This window comes from Pseudoduganella sp. R-32, from assembly GCF_049913245.1.
In the GTDB taxonomy this organism is placed as follows: domain Bacteria; phylum Pseudomonadota; class Gammaproteobacteria; order Burkholderiales; family Burkholderiaceae_D; genus Rugamonas.
On the sequence record NZ_CP183987.1, the window covers coordinates 2053566 to 2069618 of the forward strand.

The 16053-nt window shown below is 63.7% G+C and carries 16 protein-coding genes; 10 read left to right on the forward strand and 6 right to left on the reverse strand.

What is annotated here, in order from left to right; genetic code table 11:
- Nucleotides 1-3: 3 nt before the first annotated feature.
- The 8 genes from ACN9MU_RS09445 (at nt 4) to ACN9MU_RS09480 (ending at nt 9896) form a co-directional block, all read left to right on the forward strand.
- The gene (locus ACN9MU_RS09445) at nt 4-1002 is read left to right on the forward strand and encodes an arabinan endo-1,5-alpha-L-arabinosidase (protein ID WP_426321919.1); all 999 of its coding nucleotides are present in this window, start codon (nt 4-6) and stop codon (nt 1000-1002) included.
- A complete protein-coding gene (locus ACN9MU_RS09450) occupies nt 999-3377 on the forward strand; it encodes a beta-L-arabinofuranosidase domain-containing protein (protein WP_426344473.1) in 2379 nt (792 codons plus the stop codon). The genes ACN9MU_RS09445 and ACN9MU_RS09450 overlap by 4 nt, the downstream gene beginning before the upstream one ends.
- Nucleotides 3378-3466: 89 nt before the next feature.
- The gene (locus tag ACN9MU_RS09455) at nt 3467-4429 is read left to right on the forward strand and encodes an ABC transporter substrate-binding protein (RefSeq protein WP_426321923.1); all 963 of its coding nucleotides are present in this window, start codon (nt 3467-3469) and stop codon (nt 4427-4429) included.
- Nucleotides 4429-5976, forward strand: a complete 1548-nt coding sequence (locus ACN9MU_RS09460; protein WP_426321925.1) for a sugar ABC transporter ATP-binding protein — start codon at nt 4429-4431, stop codon at nt 5974-5976. The genes ACN9MU_RS09455 and ACN9MU_RS09460 overlap by 1 nt, the downstream gene beginning before the upstream one ends.
- 62 nt (nt 5977-6038) lie before the next feature.
- A complete protein-coding gene (locus ACN9MU_RS09465; protein ID WP_426172158.1) occupies nt 6039-6992 on the forward strand; it encodes an ABC transporter permease in 954 nt (317 codons plus the stop codon).
- Nucleotides 6989-7942 carry a galactofuranose ABC transporter, permease protein YjfF gene (gene yjfF, locus ACN9MU_RS09470; RefSeq protein ID WP_426170059.1) on the forward strand — a complete coding sequence of 318 codons (954 nt, stop codon included), beginning with the start codon at nt 6989-6991 and terminating at the stop codon, nt 7940-7942. The genes ACN9MU_RS09465 and yjfF overlap by 4 nt, the downstream gene beginning before the upstream one ends.
- Before the next feature lie 11 nt (nt 7943-7953).
- Entirely contained in the window at nt 7954-8910 is a 957-nt protein-coding gene (locus ACN9MU_RS09475; RefSeq protein WP_426170062.1) for a glycoside hydrolase family 43 protein, read from the forward strand.
- Between the two features lie 44 nt (nt 8911-8954).
- The gene (locus ACN9MU_RS09480) at nt 8955-9896 is read left to right on the forward strand and encodes a LysR family transcriptional regulator (protein WP_426172160.1); all 942 of its coding nucleotides are present in this window, start codon (nt 8955-8957) and stop codon (nt 9894-9896) included.
- Between the two features lies 1 nt (nt 9897).
- Here the strand turns inward: ACN9MU_RS09480 and ACN9MU_RS09485 are convergent, their stop codons facing one another.
- Both ACN9MU_RS09485 and mdtH read right to left on the reverse strand, forming a co-directional pair.
- Complete coding sequence (locus ACN9MU_RS09485; RefSeq protein WP_426344474.1) at nt 9898-10776, reverse strand: SMP-30/gluconolactonase/LRE family protein; 879 nt, start codon at nt 10774-10776, stop codon at nt 9898-9900.
- A 138-nt stretch (nt 10777-10914) separates the two neighbouring features.
- On the reverse strand, nt 10915-12120 hold the full coding sequence (mdtH, locus tag ACN9MU_RS09490) for a multidrug efflux MFS transporter MdtH (RefSeq protein ID WP_426344475.1): 1206 nt from the start codon (nt 12118-12120) through the stop codon (nt 10915-10917).
- Between the two features lie 90 nt (nt 12121-12210).
- Here mdtH and ACN9MU_RS09495 point away from each other — a divergent pair, with 90 nt between their 5' ends.
- Entirely contained in the window at nt 12211-13086 is an 876-nt protein-coding gene (locus ACN9MU_RS09495; RefSeq protein WP_426321933.1) for a LysR family transcriptional regulator, read from the forward strand.
- Here ACN9MU_RS09495 and ACN9MU_RS09500 read toward each other — a convergent pair.
- Both ACN9MU_RS09500 and ACN9MU_RS09505 read right to left on the reverse strand, forming a co-directional pair.
- On the reverse strand, nt 13083-13268 hold the full coding sequence (locus ACN9MU_RS09500; RefSeq protein WP_426344476.1) for a hypothetical protein: 186 nt from the start codon (nt 13266-13268) through the stop codon (nt 13083-13085). The two genes, ACN9MU_RS09495 and ACN9MU_RS09500, sit on opposite strands and share 4 nt — an antisense overlap.
- 49 nt (nt 13269-13317) lie before the next feature.
- Complete coding sequence (locus tag ACN9MU_RS09505) at nt 13318-14103, reverse strand: alpha/beta fold hydrolase (RefSeq protein WP_426321935.1); 786 nt, start codon at nt 14101-14103, stop codon at nt 13318-13320.
- 259 nt (nt 14104-14362) lie between these two features.
- Between ACN9MU_RS09505 and ACN9MU_RS09510 the strand changes: the two genes are divergently transcribed.
- Nucleotides 14363-14665, forward strand: a complete 303-nt coding sequence (locus ACN9MU_RS09510) for a hypothetical protein (protein ID WP_426321937.1) — start codon at nt 14363-14365, stop codon at nt 14663-14665.
- A gap of 8 nt (nt 14666-14673) precedes the next feature.
- On the opposite strand, the gene ACN9MU_RS09515 is transcribed toward ACN9MU_RS09510, so the two are convergent.
- Nucleotides 14674-14982 carry a DUF4124 domain-containing protein gene (locus tag ACN9MU_RS09515; RefSeq protein WP_426170077.1) on the reverse strand — a complete coding sequence of 103 codons (309 nt, stop codon included), beginning with the start codon at nt 14980-14982 and terminating at the stop codon, nt 14674-14676.
- Nucleotides 14983-15029: 47 nt separating this feature from the next.
- Complete coding sequence (gene gluQRS, locus ACN9MU_RS09520; protein ID WP_426344477.1) at nt 15030-15947, reverse strand: tRNA glutamyl-Q(34) synthetase GluQRS; 918 nt, start codon at nt 15945-15947, stop codon at nt 15030-15032.
- Nucleotides 15948-16053: the final 106 nt, after the last annotated feature.

A 16053-nucleotide genomic window follows, 5' to 3' on the forward strand; every position in this document is an offset into this window, starting at 1 on the left:
ACGATGAAATGGATGTTTGGCGCGGCCCTCGTGCTGGCGCAGGCGGCGATGGCTGCGCAGGTGAGCGTGCATGATCCGGTGATGGCGAAGCAGGGCGATACCTATTACCTGTACTCGACCGGGCCTGGAATTACCTTCTACAGCTCGAAGGACATGCTGAACTGGCAGCCGGAAGGCCGCATCTTCGCGGGCCATCCACCGGCCGCCGCCAAGGCTGCGCCGGGCTTCGACGACCATGTCTGGGCGCCGGACATCCAGTATCACAATGGCAAATACCTGTTGTACTACTCCGTTTCGGCTTTCGGCAAGAACACCTCGGCCATCGGCGTGACGGTGAACAAGACCCTCGACCCGCGCTCCCCAGACTACAAGTGGGAGGACCAGGGCATCGTCGTGCAATCGGTGCCGGGGCGCGACATCTGGAACGCGATCGATTCCAATGTCATCGAAGACGACAAGGGGACAGGCTGGATGGCCTTCGGCTCGTTCTGGGGCGGCATCAAGCTGGTCAAGCTGAATGAAGCCTGGACGCGCCCGGCCGAACCGCAGGTCTGGAGCACCATCGCCGCCCGCGAGCGTCCGGCTTTCGTGAAGGATGACAGCGGCGGCCCGGCGGAGATCGAGGCGCCCTTCATCTTCCGCAAGAACGGCTGGTACTACCTGTTTGTTTCGTGGGGCCTGTGCTGCCAGAAAGAGAAGAGCACTTACCACGTTGTCGTCGGCCGTTCGCGCACGGTCACCGGCCCTTATCTCGACAAGGATGGCAAGGACATGCTGTTTGGCGGCGGGTCGCTGGTCGTGCAGGGTAACGCGGACTGGAAGGCCCTCGGCCACAACAGCGCCTACACCTTCGACGGCATGGATGTGATGGTGCTTCACGCCTACGAAACGAAAGACAAATACCTGCAAAAGCTGAAGGTGATGGAAATGCGCTGGGATCGCGCAGGCTGGCCTGTGGTCGACACCGCAGACCTGGACCATTACCAGAGCGTCCAGAAATGAACGCGCCAAAGTTGGCCCGGGCATTGCAGCGCGGTCTTGCTGTGCTGCTTGCGGCCGGCGCAAGTGCAGCGGCATTGGTGCCGGGTGCTGCGAGCGCCGCCGAACTATTCCCCCTGCAGCACGTCCGCCTCCTGCCTAGCCCCTTCCTGCAGGCCCAGGAAACCAACCGGCGCTACCTGCTGGCGCTCGACGCAGACCGGCTGCTGGCGCCGTTCCGCCGCGAGGCCGGCCTGCCGCTGCCAAAACCATCCTACGGCAACTGGGAATCCAGCGGCCTCGATGGCCACATGGGCGGGCATTACCTCTCTGCGCTGTCCCTGACGTGGGCTGCCACCGGCGACGGCACCGTGCGCGAACGCCTCGACTACTTCGTGCAGGAGCTGAAGAAAGCACAAGCGCCGGACGGCTATCTTGGCGGCATTCCCGGAGGCCGCGCGGCCTGGAACGATATCGCCAACGGCAAGCTCCATGCCGACAACTTCTCGGTCAACGGCAAATGGGTGCCCTGGTATAACCTGCACAAGATCGCCGCCGGCCTGCGCGACGCCTGGCGTTATGCCGGCAACGAAGATGCGCGGCGGATGCTGGTCAGGTTTGCCGACTGGACGGTCGCGATGACCAGCTCCCTGAGCGACGAGCAGATGCAGTCGATGCTGCGCGCGGAGCATGGCGGCATGAACGAGGTGCTGGCGGACGTCTACCAGTTGAGCGGCGACCAGCGCTATCTCGCTGCCGCCAGGCGCTTCTCGCACCAGGCCATCCTGCAGCCGCTGGCGGAGGGCCGCGACGAGCTGACCGGCCTGCATGCCAATACGCAGATCCCGAAAGTGATCGGCTTCGAACGCATTGCCGAACTGACCGGCGAGCAGCAATGGCACAACGCCGCCAGCTTCTTCTGGCGGACCGTGCACGACCACCGTACCGTCGCCATCGGCGGCAACAGCGTCAAGGAGCACTTCCACGACGATAAGGACTTTTCCTCGATGAGCAGCGAGGTGGAAGGGCCGGAAACCTGCAACACCTACAATATGCTCAAGCTCACCGAGCTGCTGTACCAGCGCGACCCGAGCGCGGCGTATGGCGACTATTACGAGCGTGCGCTGTACAACCATATCCTGTCCTCCCAGCGCCCGGAGAGCGGCGGCTTTGTGTACTTCACGCCGATGCGCCCCAACCACTACCGCGTCTATTCGGAAGTGGACAAAGGCATGTGGTGCTGCGTCGGCTCCGGCATCGAGAGCCACGCCAAGTACGGTGAATTCATCTACGCCCGCGACGGCGATGCCTTGCTGGTCAACCTGTTCATCCCCTCACGGCTCGAATGGCGCGAGAAAGGCGTCGTGCTGACCCAGTCCAACAGTTTCCCGGACCAGGCCAGCACCCGGCTGTCCATCGACAGCGGCGGCAAGTTCACCATGAAGATCCGCTATCCAGGCTGGGTGGCGAAAGGAGCGCTGGCCGTGCGCGTCAACGGCAAGGCGGTGACGGTGCAGGGCGCACCTGGCGGCTACGTGGAACTGGCCCGAGTGTGGCGAAAAGGCGACACTGTCGACGTGCGGCTACCGATGCGCACCACGCTTGAGCAGATGCCCGACAAGTCGAACTATTACGCCGTGCTGCACGGCCCGATCGTGCTGGCGGCGAAAACCTCGCCTTTCCCCGGCGAGCAATTGAATTTCATGGCCGACGACTCGCGCATGGGCCATATTGCGCAAGGCCAGGTCTGCCCGCAGGAGGCGGCGCCGGTATTCGTCAGCGATCGCAAGGATTTCCTCGACAAGTTCAAGCCTGTGCCGGGGCGGCCCCTGACATTTACTGCGCCGGGCCTGGTGCAAGGGCAGGGCGCAAGCGTGCTGCGTTTCATTCCGTTCTTCCGCCTGCACGATTCGCGCTACATGATCTATTGGCAGGAGACCACGCCGGCCGGCCTGGCGGCGATGCGCACGAAAGCAGCGGCCGCCGAGGCTGAGCGGCTAGCGCTCGACGCACGGACTGTCGACCAGGTGGCGCCCGGCGAACAGCAACCGGAATCGGATCACTCCTTCAAAGGCGAAGGGGCGGACGCGGGCCTGAATGGCACCCGGCATTGGCGCCATGCCAGCGGATGGTTCAGCTACGAGCTGAAAGACCTTGAAGGCGCGGGCCGCGTGCTGCGCCTGACCTTTGCATCCGGCGACGCTGGCCGCAAGTTCGACGTGCTGCTGAACGGCCGGCTGCTACAGCAGGTCATCATCGAGCGTAAAGGCGATGCATTCTATTCCCTGGACCTGCCGGTTCCGGCCGGCGCCGCGCGCGATGGAAAGCTGGAAGTGAAGTTTGTCGCCCATTCCGGCTCGATGGCTGGCGGCCTGTATGGCCTGCGCCTGCTGAGATAATAAAAATGATATGGGTCCTGCGAAAAAATGAATTAGATCGGCATGACGGATTCTCCTAATATTGATCTACTATAATTTTGGAGACCGGCATGAAAGTCACCCGCAGGACTATCCTCGGCGGCGCGTTCGCCCTCGCCTTTGCTGCTTCGGGCAGCGTGTTCGCAGCCAAGCCTCTGGTAATGGGCTTTTCCCAGGTTGGCGCCGAAAGTGAATGGCGCACGGCCAATACAACCTCCATCAAGGATGCCGCCAAACAGGCCGGCATCACCCTCAAGTTCGCCGACGCCCAGCAGAAGCAGGAAAACCAGGTCAAGGCGATCCGTTCCTTCATCGCCCAGCGCGTGGACGTGATCGCGTTCTCTCCGGTCGTGGAAACCGGCTGGGAAACCGTGCTGCGCGAAGCCAAGGCAGCCAAGATCCCGGTCATCCTGACCGACCGCGCTGTGAAAGTGGCCGACAAGTCGCTGTACGTCACCCTGATCGGCTCCGACTTCGTGGAAGAAGGCCGCCGTGCCGGAAAATGGCTGGTGGACTATGCGGCCAAGCAGAGCAAGCCGGTACTGAATGTGGTGGAGCTGCAGGGCACCGTGGGTTCGGCGCCGGCGCTCGACCGCAAGGCCGGCTTTGAAGAAGCCATCAAGGGCAACGCCAAGCTGAAGGTGATCCGCACCCAGACCGGCGAATTCACCCGCGCCAAGGGCAAGGAGGTGATGGAAGCCTTCCTGAAAGCCCACGGCAAGGACATCAACGTGCTGTACGCGCACAACGACGATATGGCGATCGGCGCCATCCAGGCCATTGAAGAAGCGGGCCTGAAACCGGGCAAGGACATCATCATCGTTTCCATCGACGGTGTGAAGGGCGCTTTCCAGGCCATGATCGCCGGTAAGCTGAACGTGTCGGTCGAATGCAGCCCGCTGCTTGGCCCGCAACTGATGAAGGCGGCGCAGGATGTGGTCGCCGGCAAGCCTGTGGCGCCGCGCATCGTGACCGAGGAACGCGTGTTCCCGGCGGAAGTGGCAGCTAAAGAACTCCCTAACCGGAAATACTGATGATGGCCACCGCAGCGGCGGCCCCGGTGCTGGAGCTGTCCGGCATCCATAAGGCCTTCCCGGGCGTGAAGGCGCTGAGCGAGGCGGGGCTGCGGCTCTACCCTGGCGAAGTGCATACGCTGATGGGGCAGAACGGGGCGGGCAAGTCGACCCTGATCAAGGTGCTCACCGGCGTGCATGCGCCGGACCAGGGCAGCATCACGCTTGAAGGCCGTGCGATCCATCCGCGCTCGACGCTGGAGGCGCAGGAGCTGGGCATTTCCACGGTGTACCAAGAGGTGAACCTGTGTCCGAACCTGTCGGTGGCCGAGAACATCTTCATCGGCCGTTATCCGCGCAAGTGGGGCACGGTGGACTGGAAGGGAATGCGGACGCGCGCGGCTACCTTGCTGCGTGAGCTGGAGATCGATATCGATGTGACGGCGCCTTTGTCGCGCTATCCCTTGGCGATCCAGCAGATGGTGGCGATCTCGCGTGCCTTGAACATTTCCTCGCGCGTGCTGGTGCTGGACGAGCCTACTTCCAGCCTCGACGAGGCGGAGGTGCAGTTGCTGTTCCGCGTGCTGCGCCGGCTGCGCGAGCAGGGCATGGCGATCCTGTTCGTGACCCACTTCCTGGACCAGACTTACGCGATTTCCGACCGCATCACCGTGATGCGCAATGGCGAACGCGAAGGAGAGTATGCCGCGGCCGACCTGTCGCGGCTGGCCCTGGTGAACAAGATGATCGGCAAACCGGCCGACGCCGCCGATCCGGCTGCCAGCGCCGGCCCGGTGGCGGAACGTGGTGACGTAGTGCAGCAACCTGCTGCGGCGCGCGTTGTCCTCGAGACGCGCGGCCTGGGCCGCAAAGGCGTGCTGCAGCCGATGGACATGCAGGTGCGCGAAGGCGAAGTGCTTGGCTTGGCAGGCTTGCTGGGCGCCGGGCGTACCGAGCTGGCGCGCCTGCTGTTCGGCGCCGACCGCGCCGACAAAGGCGATATCGCCATCGGCGACAAGGTCTACGGCACCTTCGCCAACCCGCGCCAGGCGATTGCCGCCGGCATTGGCTTCTGCTCGGAAGACCGCAAGCTGGAAGGCGCGATCCTGTCGCTCTCCGTGCGCGAAAACCTGGTGCTTGCGATGCAGGCCCGCCAGGGCATGCTGCGCGCCATCCCGATGCAACGCCAGCGCGAACTGGCGGAAGAATATGTCAAGGCGCTCGGCATCAAGACTGCCAGCATCGAAACGCCGATCGGCGCACTATCCGGCGGAAACCAGCAGAAGGTGCTGCTGGCGCGCTGGCTGGCCACCGATCCGCGCTTGATGATCCTGGACGAACCAACGCGCGGCATCGATGTGCGCGCCAAGCAGGAAATCATGGATTACGTAACAACGCTGTGCAAGCGCGGCATGTCGCTGCTGTTTATCTCGTCCGAGCTGCCGGAAGTACTGCGCTGCAGCGACCGCATGATTGTCATGCGCGACCGCGCAGCATGCGGCGAATACCAGCGCGGCGAGCTCGATGAAACCACCGTGCTGCATGCCATTGCAGGGGAGGCAGCATGACGCAGAATACCGCCCACCTGGCTGCTGCGCCGGCCTCGCGCGCAGCGAACGCCGGCCCGGGCATGGCTGCGCGCCTGTTGGCCCACCCGCTGGCACGTCCGCTCGGCGCATTGGCCGTGCTGCTGCTGATTAACCTGTTCGCCGTGCCCGGCTTCTTCCACCTGGAAGTGAAGGATGGCCACCTGTACGGCGCCATGGTTGACATCCTGAACCGCGCCGCGCCATTGATGCTGGCGGCTACCGGCATGACCATTGTGATCGCCATGCGCGGCATCGACATTTCGGTCGGCGCCGTGGTAGCGCTGGCCGCTGCCGTCGCCTGCACCGTGGCCGCCGCCGAGCAGCCGCTGTGGCTGGCCTTTGCCGCAGCACTGGGCGCCGCGCTGTTATGCGGCGTCTGGAACGGCCTGCTGGTAGCCAGCCTTGGCCTGCAGCCGATCGTCGCCACCCTGGTGCTGATGGTCGCCGGACGCGGCCTCGCGCAGCTGGTTACCGACGGCCAGATCATCACCGTCTACCGCGAAGATTTCTTCGTGCTGGGCAGCGGCTACCTGCTTGGCCTGCCGGTGGCGCTGTATCTTGCGCTGGCAGTGGTCGCAGCCGTCGCGCTGGCGATGCGCAAGACCGCGCTCGGCCTGTTCACGCAAGCGGTCGGCGTCAACCCGGTTGCGGCGCGGCTGGCCGGCATCCGCGCCGGGGCGCTGATTTTCGCCAGCTACGCCTTCTGCGCGGTATGCGCCGGACTGGCGGGGCTGATCATCAGCTCCAACATCAAGAGCGCCGACGCCAATAATGCCGGCTTGCTGCTGGAACTGGACGCCATCCTGGCCGTCACCCTGGGCGGCACCTCGCTGGCCGGCGGCAAGTTCAACCTGGTCGGCAGCGTGATCGGCGCCCTGATCATCCAGACCCTTACCTACACCGTGTATTCGCTCGGCGTGCCGCCGGAAGTCAACCTCGTCGTCAAGTCGCTGGTGGTGTTCGCGGTATGCCTGTCGCAAAGGAGCAAGGCATGACCCGCGCCCCGTACTTTACTTCCCTCGTTACTGTCGGCCTGTTGCTTGCATTGCTGGTGGCAGGGGGCATCGCCTATCCCGGCTTCCTGTCGCTGCAGGTGATGCTCAACCTCCTGATCGACAATGCCTTCCTGCTGGTGATCGCCGTCGGCATGAGCTTTGTCATTCTGTCCGGCGGCATCGACCTGTCGGTAGGCTCGGTGCTGGCGCTCAGTACCATGGTCGCCGCATGGCTGCTGCATGCGGCGCACTGGCCGCCCGCGGCCGTGATGGTTGCCGTGCTGCTGATGGGCGTCGTGTTCGGCGCCGGCATGGGCGCCCTGATCCACTTTTTCCGCCTGCAGCCTTTCATTGTCACCTTGGGCGGCATGTTCCTGGCACGCGGCCTGTGCTACCTGATCAGCGTGAATTCGATCCCGATCGAGGACCCGGCCTTCGTCGCCATCTCGCAGGCGCAGGTCGGGGTCTTTGACGGCTTTATCTCGCCGGGCGTGGTGATTGCGCTGGTCCTGTTGGCGGTGGCCATGGTGGTGGCGCATATGACGCCGTTCGGCCGCGCCGTGTATGCAGTCGGCGGCAACGAGCAATCGGCCCACATGATGGGACTCCCGGTGGGCGCCACCAAGGTCGCCGTGTACGCCATCAGTGGCGGCTGCGCGGCGCTGGCCGGCCTGCTATTCGCCTTCTACATGCTGTCGGGCTACGGCCTGCACGCGCAGGGCACCGAACTCGATGCGATCGCCGCCGTGGTGATCGGCGGCACGCTGCTGACTGGCGGCTACGGTTACGTGGCCGGCGCCCTGACCGGCGTGCTGGTGCTGGGCGCCATCCAGACCCTGATCGTGTTCGACGGCACGCTCAGCTCGTGGTGGACCAAGATCGTCATCGGCGTGCTGTTGTTCGCGTTCTGCGCGCTGCAACGCCTGCTGGCCTGGAAACAGAAAAACTAAAAGGAGACTTCATGTTCAAGAAATCGGCCGTCGCATCGGCATTGGCGACGATGTGTACCCTGGCGCAGGCAGCCAATCCGCTTGTATCGAATATCTTCACTGCCGACCCGGCGGCACTGGTCGACGGCAACCGCGTCTACCTCTACGTTGGCCGCGACGAAGCGGCGCCGGAAGGCAAGGACTACCTGATGCGCGAATGGCGCGTGCTGTCCTCCTGCGACATGAAGAACTGGACCGACATGGGGTCGCCGCTGAACGTGAAGACCTTCAAATGGGCCAAGGCCGACGCCTGGGCTGCCGACGTCACCAAGCGCAATGGCAAGTACTACTTTTACGCCCCGGTCGAACACGATGCGAGCAAGCCGGGCAAAGCGATCGGCGTGGCGGTGTCGGACAAGCCGACCGGCCCCTTCGTCGATGCGCGCGGCAGTGCCCTGATCACCAACGACATGACCAGGGAAACCGATATTCCCTGGGACGATATCGACCCGGCGGTCTTCATCGACAAGGACGGCCAGGCCTACCTGTACTGGGGCAATCGCGTGCTGAAATACGCCAAGCTGAAGCCGAATATGATCGAACTCGATGGCCCGATCCATACCGTCGGCATCGACAATTTCACCGAAGCGGCGTACCTGCACCGCCACGACAAGACCTACTACCTGACCTATTCGCGCAACTTCCCGGAGGAGACTGCCTACGCCACCGGTCCTAGCGCCACCGGCCCATGGACTTTCCGCGGCAAGATCATGGACATGAACAAGGTGGTGAAGACCATTCACCAGGCGGTGATCGACTTCAACGGCAAGTCCTACATCTTCTACCACAACGACAAGCTGCCGACAGGCGGCGAATACCGCCGTTCCGTGGCGGTGGAAGAACTGCACTACAACCCTGACGGCACCATTGCCTTCATCCCGCAAACGGCTGAAGGCCCGGCCGCCAATCCTGCGCCGGGCTGCAAATGAGGCGCGACTTATTGGTCGATAACGGCGGTGGTATCATGCCTCGCATGACTACCCCGAATCCGAACTGGTTCCTGAAGGCGAGGTTGAAAACTCGTCAACTGCTGCTGATGATCGCGCTGGATGAACACCGCAACATCCACCGCGCTGCGGAAGAACTGCACATGACGCAGCCCGCCGCCTCCAAGCAACTCAAGGACCTTGAGGACATGCTGGACGTGAAGCTGTTCGAGCGCCTGCCGCGCGGCATGGAGCCGACGCTGTACGGCGAAACCATGATCCGCCACGCCCGCATGGCCCTCACCAGCCTGGCCCTGGCGCATGACGATATCGTGACGCTGAAAGCCGGCTTGTCCGGCCAGGTGGAAGTCGGCGTCATCATGACGCCGGCGATGAACCTGCTGCCCAACGCCATCACCCGCGTGAAAAAGGAAGCGCCGCTGCTGCGTATCGGCGTGCAGGTGGAAGCCAGTAACGTGCTGATGGAACTGCTCCAGCGCGGCACGCTGGATTTCATGATCGGACGCATCCTGGAAAAGGAAAGCACGGCGGGCCTGGTGTACGAGGAGCTGACCGAGGAGCCGGCATGCGCCGTTGTGCGCACCGGCCATCCACTGCTGGAGCGCGAGAAGCTGCAATTGAAGGATATCGCCAACCGCCCGTGGATCCTGCCGCCGCAAGGCAGCATCCTGCGCCACCGCTGCGACATGATGTTCCGCCGCGCCGGCCTGGAACCGCCGGTCGACGTGGTCGACACCACTTCCCAGCTCCTGATTACCGCACTGCTGCAGAAGACCGATGCCATCCACGTGATGCCGGTGGAGGTGGCGCGTTATTACGCAGAGCTGAACGTACTGTCGATCCTGCCGCTGGAACTGCCGTTCCGCATGGACGCATTCGGCATCATCACCAAGGCCGACCACCTGATGTCGCCGGGCGCCAACCTGTTGTTGCAGGCTGTGCGCAGCGCGGCGAAAGAGTTGTACTGACTTAGCCGAAGGCGTTGGCCGGCAATCCCGGCACGTCGATGCGGGCGCTGAACAGGGCGCCCGCCAGCGGTTCCTGCGCCAACTGTTCCGCCGACAGGCCTTCCCGCGCCGTGGTGATGTACAGCGTGCGCAGGTCTTCGCCGCCGAATGCCAGCGACGCAGGATGCGATGTCGGCAGCTGCACTTCCGCCAGCAGTTCGCCTTCCGGGCTGAAACGGCAAACGCGTTTGCCGCCCCAGGTGGAAATCCAGATGCATCCTTCGCTATCCGCCTGCATGCCGTCCGGCGAACCGCCGTCGGTATAGCGGCGCCAGGTTTCGCGTGGTCCAAGGCTGCCATCGGCTGCCAGCGGGTAGCGGTAGGTCACGTCGAGGAAGCTGTCCGAGTGATACAGCGCGCTGCCATCAGGCGCGAAGGTCGGGCCGTTGCAGATGTGGTAGCCCTCGTCGGCCACGCGCAGGCTCTGGTCCGGATCAAGGCGGAACAGCTTGCCCACCTTTTGCCGGTAATCGGTATTGTGCATGGAGCCCAGCCACAAGCGGCCGCTCGGGTCGACCTTGGCGTCGTTCAGTCGCTGGCCAGAGGCGCCATCGACTACGCGCACGACCGTCTCGACGCGCAGTTCCGGCTCCAGCCACAGTCGCACTACGCTGTCGCGCAGGCCGGCCATGAAGCCATCGCCGTCGCGGCGCGGCACCAGCCAGCAGATATAGTCAGGCAGCAGCCAGCTGCGGTGCTCGTGGACGCCGGCATCCCACGCATGCAGGATGCAACGCTTGAGATCCACAAACAGCAGGCGATCCTGCCCTGGCAAATAGAGTGGTCCTTCGCCCAGCTCAGCGGCAAGGGGCAGGACGCATTGGGCGGTATAGGATTTCATTCCTGCATTCTATGCGGCGAAGCGCAGGACGCGTGATTCATTTTTTCAGGCCAGCTATAACTAATTTGGCATGGGGTGACGATTGGAGAGAATCAGATGCGTTTTCGCGCACTACAATGAAATACCCAACCAAAGTGTTTAGCCCGCCACTGGCGGGCTCTTTTTTTGCGGCAGCGGAGCGGCAGCGCAAGCCAGCACGGTCAGCGTCAGCAGTCCAATCGCGGCCAGCACCAGCCAGGGCAATGCAGGCGTGTGCACGGCGCGGCTCCAGTCCAGCAGCCAGCCGCCTGCCGTGTAGCCGAACAGGCCTCCCAGCGCAAGCCCGAAACGGCTCAAGCCCATATAGCTTGCCCGCGCGGAGGGCAGCGCGTAGCGTGATACCAGCGACTCGCGCGCCGGTTCGGCCACCAGCGAACCGGTATAGAACACGGCGATACAAACGAACATCGGCAGCAACGCAGCTGCCACCGACATGGCCAGCACCGCGCCGCACATGATGCCGATGCCGGCCAGCAGACGCGCTTCCAGCGTCAGGTAGCGCTCGCCCAGGCGCGCCATCGGGTACAGCAGCATCAGCGCCAGCAGGGCATCCACCGCATACATCCAGGCCACGGTGCGCGGTGTGCCGGAAAGCTCGGTCAGGGTAACCGGCACCAGCATCATCAGCTGCACCGTCATGATGTAATAGCCGCTCAGCGTCAGCACCAGCATGATGAAAGGCTTGTCGCGCAAAGGAATGCGCATGGCTTTGACCGCCGAAGTGCCGGGAGTGGCGACGCGGTAGGCTGGCAGCAGCCAGGCGTTCGCCAGCGCCGCCAGCACGAAAGCCGCACAGCCGCCCAGGCCCACCCACCGGAAATCGACGCCGAGCAGCATGGTGCCGAGCAGGGCGCCAGTCACGGCGGCCACGCTTTCCTGCATCATGAGGACGGAGTAGAAGCGGGGCCGTTCGGCAGCACGGGTCAGTTTGACGACCAGGGCGCCGCGCGCCGGGTCGAACAGGGCACCGCCCAGGCCGGACAGCACGCAGGAGAGCACCAGCATGGCGGGATTGACGGCATAGGCCATCGTTGCGAATCCCAGCGCCCGCAGCAGCATGCCGCCTACAATCATCGGCTTGGCGCCGAAACGGTCGGACAGCGAACCGCCGAACAGCGCCATGCCTTGCTGCGCCATCTGGCGCACGCCGAGGGCGAGGCCGACCGAGGCCGCGGCCCAGCCAAGCTGGCCAACAAAGTGCAGTGCCACCACGGGAAATACAAGATAGAAGCCGGATACCACGAGCATGTGGTCTGTCATAAGGAAACGCTTGCCCAATTTCCTTGCCCGTGCCGCTGCCGCCATGCATGCCTCCGTGAGTGATGCTGACAGTTTAGATAGCGTTAAGACATAATAGAAGCAGTTATCTCATGATATTTCATATTCAAATTTGTTATGGCACTCAACTTTGATGACCTGGCCCTGCTGGTGGAAATCGTGGAGTCGGGCAGCTTCTCGCAGGCGGCGGCGCGGCGCCGCTGGTCGCAGCCGCAAGTGAGCCAGCGCGTTGCAGCGCTGGAAGAGCAATTGGGCGTGCAGCTGTTTACCCGCCATCGCCGCGGCGCCACGCCCACCCCGGCGTGCCAGACCTTCCTGCCTGCGGCGCAGCAGGCGCTCGATGCCATGGCAGCCGGCAAGCTGGCGGTGCAGGGCGCGCCGGCATTGCCGCAAGTGGTGCTGGACTGCGTGCCTTCGCTGGCCTCGCTGGTGTTCGGTCCCCTGTTGCTCAAGCTGGCCGATGCGCCCCTGGAAATCCGCTGCACCACCGATCATTCGCCCGTTATCATGGAAAAGCTGCTGACCGGCCGGGCGCACCTTGGCTTCGTCTTAAAGTGCCCAGCCATCGCAGGCATCCAGCTGGAACGCTTGTATAGTTCGCCGATTGTCGCGGTGGTCCGGCGCGGCCATCCGTTAACGCGGCGCAAAGTATTGAAACTGGCCGATGTGGCTAATGCGCGCCTGGCGCCGCAATTCTGGGGCGAGGCTTGCGACGAACTGATACGCATGCTGCGCGCCCATCGCCGCAACGACAGCGCGATCCATGCCATCCAGCCGGCCAGCGCGGCAATCGAACTGGCGCTGGAACATGGCTTTCTTACTTTCATGCCGGAGATGGCTGCCGCGCGCCAGCTCAAGCTGGGCAGCTTGGTGAAACTGGAGATTGTGGATTTGCCCCGCTGGGAATGGGAGGCGATGGTGGCTTGGCGCAGCGGCAAGCGGCCCGATGCCGCCAAGCTGCGCGTGCTGCAGGCGGTGCGTGAATTAAGCTAGTGGACCGAAGGGCCGCAATTGCGGCGCTGCCCAGGGTAGGCCAGCACGCGCAGGATCACGCTGCGCGGCACGTGCATGGTTTGCATGTAGATCCAGGCGTTGGCCGCGCCCATCCGGGCGAGCAGTTCGATGCCCTTGTCCACCTGGACTGCCATCTGCTGGTCATAGCGCGTATCGCTCATGATGCTCGCCTCTGCGGGATTGTTATCCGGTCATTATCGACCAACGGTGTCAAGCGATCAAGCGCTGGTTTTCGAGGAAGCCGAGCAGCGCCTGGTTGACGTCGGCCGCGTGGGTGATCGGCGCCATATGGCCGCCGGCGGTCAGCGTGAACTGCGCTTGCGGCAGTGCGGCAGCCAGGGTTTCGGCCACGCGGCGGGTGGAGGCCGGGCCTTTGGCGCCGGCCATCACCAGTGCCGGCAGGTCCAGTTGCGCCATGTCTGGCACGCGGGCCGGTTCGCCGAGCAGGGCGACGAAGTCCAGCTTGACCTTGGCGATGCCATTGGTGAAGCGGTGGCGCTGAACTTCCGGCAGGGAGTCGAAGGCGCCGGCGCGGTTCCAGTAATCGATGAAGGTACGGGTGGCGTCTTCCGCGCTTTCCGCAGCGTTGATACTTGCCACCACGGCCTCGATTTCCTGGCGCCCGGCATCGCTGGCTGGCAGCAGGTGGAAGGCGACCGGTTCGAACACGGACAGCGACAGGACGCGGTCGCGCATCTGGCGCGCCAGGCGCAGGGCGGTGGCGCCGCCGTAGGAATGGCCAACCAGGTGGAATTGCTCGCCGGCATCAAGATGGGAAGCCAGGGCGGCCGCCACGGCATCGGCTTCATGCGCCAGGGTGTAGCCGGCGGCAGCAGCTTCGGTCGGGAAGGCGGACTTGCCATAACCCAACAGATCGATTGCGATAAAGCGATAATTGGCTTCTTGCTCGGCCATCAGGGTGGTCCACTGGCTGCGCGAACTAAGCGAACTGTGCAGAAGTACAACGGCGGGGCGGGTGTCTGGCGTAGTGTGCATCTTCTTCTCTGAAACCGATATCCAAAAGACAAGCCCGCTATTATACCGCGCCGCAACATTCACCCGCCGGCTTCAAGCGTTGGATGTCGAAATTCCTTACAGAAATCGAGCAATTCCGCAACGCACGGCCCGGTTCCCCCTGACACATAAGCGTGGCATAGAAACTGCTTTGTTACTTTCAGTGACGATGGAGGCCAACGTGATCATGGAACGCTCAGCCTTGCCCGCGCTTCTACTGACGTTATTGCTCGGGTTGCTTATGCAAGGGATGCTTGCAGGGGTGCACTTTGCCACCGCCCGTTCCGAATGGGTGTACCGCGCCCTCTACCTGGTGGCACTGCTGCTGAACCTGCTGGCGGTGCGCCGCCTGAACCCCGCCAACTTGTCGGCGGCGGTATTGCCCTTGGCGCCCATTGTGATGGCAGTGGCAATCACTTACTTCTCCGTCAGCGATCCGGAGGCCCCTGCCCAGATTACCTTGCTGCTGCTGCCGATCGTGCATGGTGCAGCGGCAGGCTGCATGCTGTTGCTGCCGCTGGACGAGGAGAACAGCCGGCGCTAAGGCTGGCCTTATTTTGCGCTGGCGACCTTGTCGCGAAGCTCGAGGACTTGCCGCGCCATGCGCAAGGTCTGAACATCGATTTTCGGCGAGACGTGAACCGGCGCTTTATTCACCCACTGGCTGCGCGTCTGTTCGGATGGCGGCAGGACGAAATGCTCCTTTTCCAGCATGGGCCGGGCGCCATTCGGCACGTTCTCACAAGGCCGGTCGGTCAGCATGACGACGCCCTGGTTGTCGACGCAGCGGAAGAAATTGTCCTCGGCGGTTGCCGGCAGCGCCATGGCGCACAAGGCGCAAGAGATCAGTAATTGCCGCATGGCCCACCTCCTTTCGCTTGGTGAGGCCAGTATGCGGCGGGCCCTGCTTATGGTCTGTGCGGCGCCTCACCGTGGGCTCGCAGCACAGCGTCCCATGCCGGAACAGCCGCGCGCCAGAAGGCGTCGATATTGTCGGCCTTCACGTCGAGCCCGAGGAATCGCGCGGCAGGCAGCAATGCGCTGCCGAGCAGGCTTTCGGCCGGCGCACCGGTATCGAAGGCTTGCGCGCCGGTCTGCTTGGACAGCTTCTCGCCGTCGGCAGTAACCACTAGTGGCAAATGCAGGTAACGCGGCTGCGGCAAGCCAAGCAGCTGTTGCAGGAAAATCTGGCGCGGCGTCGAGTCAAGCAGGTCGGAGCCGCGCACGATGTCGGTGATGCCTTGCGCGCCATCGTCCACCACGACGGCAAGTTGATAGGCCCAGAAGCCGTCGGCGCGTCGTACCACAAAGTCGCCCACTTCAGCCGTGATGTCCTGGCTGATGTCGCCGGCGAATCGGTCGTGGAAGTGGATCACGCAGTGTGGTTCCTGCGGCGTGCGCAGGCGAAGCGCGCGCGCCGTGCGGCCGGGCGCCAGTCCGTTGCGGCAAGTGCCGGGATAGACCAGGTTGGGGTTGCCGGCTTGGCCCTGGCGCAGTTGGGAATCCGCGATTTCCTTGCGCGAGCAGCCACACGGATAGATGTTGTCGCCCAACTGGCGCAGCGCCGCTTCGTATAGACCCTCGCGTTGGGTTTGCCAGGTGACTTCGCCATCCCATTGCATGCCGCAGCGTTGCAGCGAAGCGAGGATGTGCTGGTCGGCGCCTTCCACGTTGCGGTCGCGGTCAACGTCTTCCACGCGCACCAGCCATTGGCCGCCGTGGACCCTGGCGTCGAGATAACTGGCCATGGCCGCCACCAGGGAACCAAGGTGCAGCGGTCCGGTCGGGGAGGGCGCAAAGCGGCCGATGTAGGGCGAATGATTCATAGGGGCCGTAGAATACCACCCCCGCATCGCGCGCTGCGGCCGCATCATTCCGTCAGCCGCCCGGCAGCTGTGAAAAAAAACTTACTACATCGCTAAACTTTTCTAA

Bases quoted from the DNA above. Each gene is read 5' to 3' on its own strand.
- ACN9MU_RS09445 (WP_426321919.1), top strand. From the start codon at position 4: ATGAAATGGATGTTTGGCGCGGCCCTCGTGCTGGCGCAGGCGGCGATG.
- ACN9MU_RS09450 (WP_426344473.1), top strand. From the start codon at position 999: ATGAACGCGCCAAAGTTGGCCCGGGCATTGCAGCGCGGTCTTGCTGTG.
- ACN9MU_RS09455 (WP_426321923.1), top strand. From the start codon at position 3,467: ATGAAAGTCACCCGCAGGACTATCCTCGGCGGCGCGTTCGCCCTCGCC.
- ACN9MU_RS09460 (WP_426321925.1), top strand. From the start codon at position 4,429: ATGATGGCCACCGCAGCGGCGGCCCCGGTGCTGGAGCTGTCCGGCATC.
- ACN9MU_RS09465 (WP_426172158.1), top strand. From the start codon at position 6,039: ATGGCTGCGCGCCTGTTGGCCCACCCGCTGGCACGTCCGCTCGGCGCA.
- yjfF (WP_426170059.1), top strand. From the start codon at position 6,989: ATGACCCGCGCCCCGTACTTTACTTCCCTCGTTACTGTCGGCCTGTTG.
- ACN9MU_RS09475 (WP_426170062.1), top strand. From the start codon at position 7,954: ATGTTCAAGAAATCGGCCGTCGCATCGGCATTGGCGACGATGTGTACC.
- ACN9MU_RS09480 (WP_426172160.1), top strand. From the start codon at position 8,955: ATGACTACCCCGAATCCGAACTGGTTCCTGAAGGCGAGGTTGAAAACT.
- ACN9MU_RS09485 (WP_426344474.1), bottom strand. From the start codon at position 10,776: ATGAAATCCTATACCGCCCAATGCGTCCTGCCCCTTGCCGCTGAGCTG.
- mdtH (WP_426344475.1), bottom strand. From the start codon at position 12,120: ATGGCGGCAGCGGCACGGGCAAGGAAATTGGGCAAGCGTTTCCTTATG.
- ACN9MU_RS09495 (WP_426321933.1), top strand. From the start codon at position 12,211: ATGGCACTCAACTTTGATGACCTGGCCCTGCTGGTGGAAATCGTGGAG.
- ACN9MU_RS09500 (WP_426344476.1), bottom strand. From the start codon at position 13,268: ATGAGCGATACGCGCTATGACCAGCAGATGGCAGTCCAGGTGGACAAG.
- ACN9MU_RS09505 (WP_426321935.1), bottom strand. From the start codon at position 14,103: ATGCACACTACGCCAGACACCCGCCCCGCCGTTGTACTTCTGCACAGT.
- ACN9MU_RS09510 (WP_426321937.1), top strand. From the start codon at position 14,363: ATGCAAGGGATGCTTGCAGGGGTGCACTTTGCCACCGCCCGTTCCGAA.
- ACN9MU_RS09515 (WP_426170077.1), bottom strand. From the start codon at position 14,982: ATGCGGCAATTACTGATCTCTTGCGCCTTGTGCGCCATGGCGCTGCCG.
- gluQRS (WP_426344477.1), bottom strand. From the start codon at position 15,947: ATGAATCATTCGCCCTACATCGGCCGCTTTGCGCCCTCCCCGACCGGA.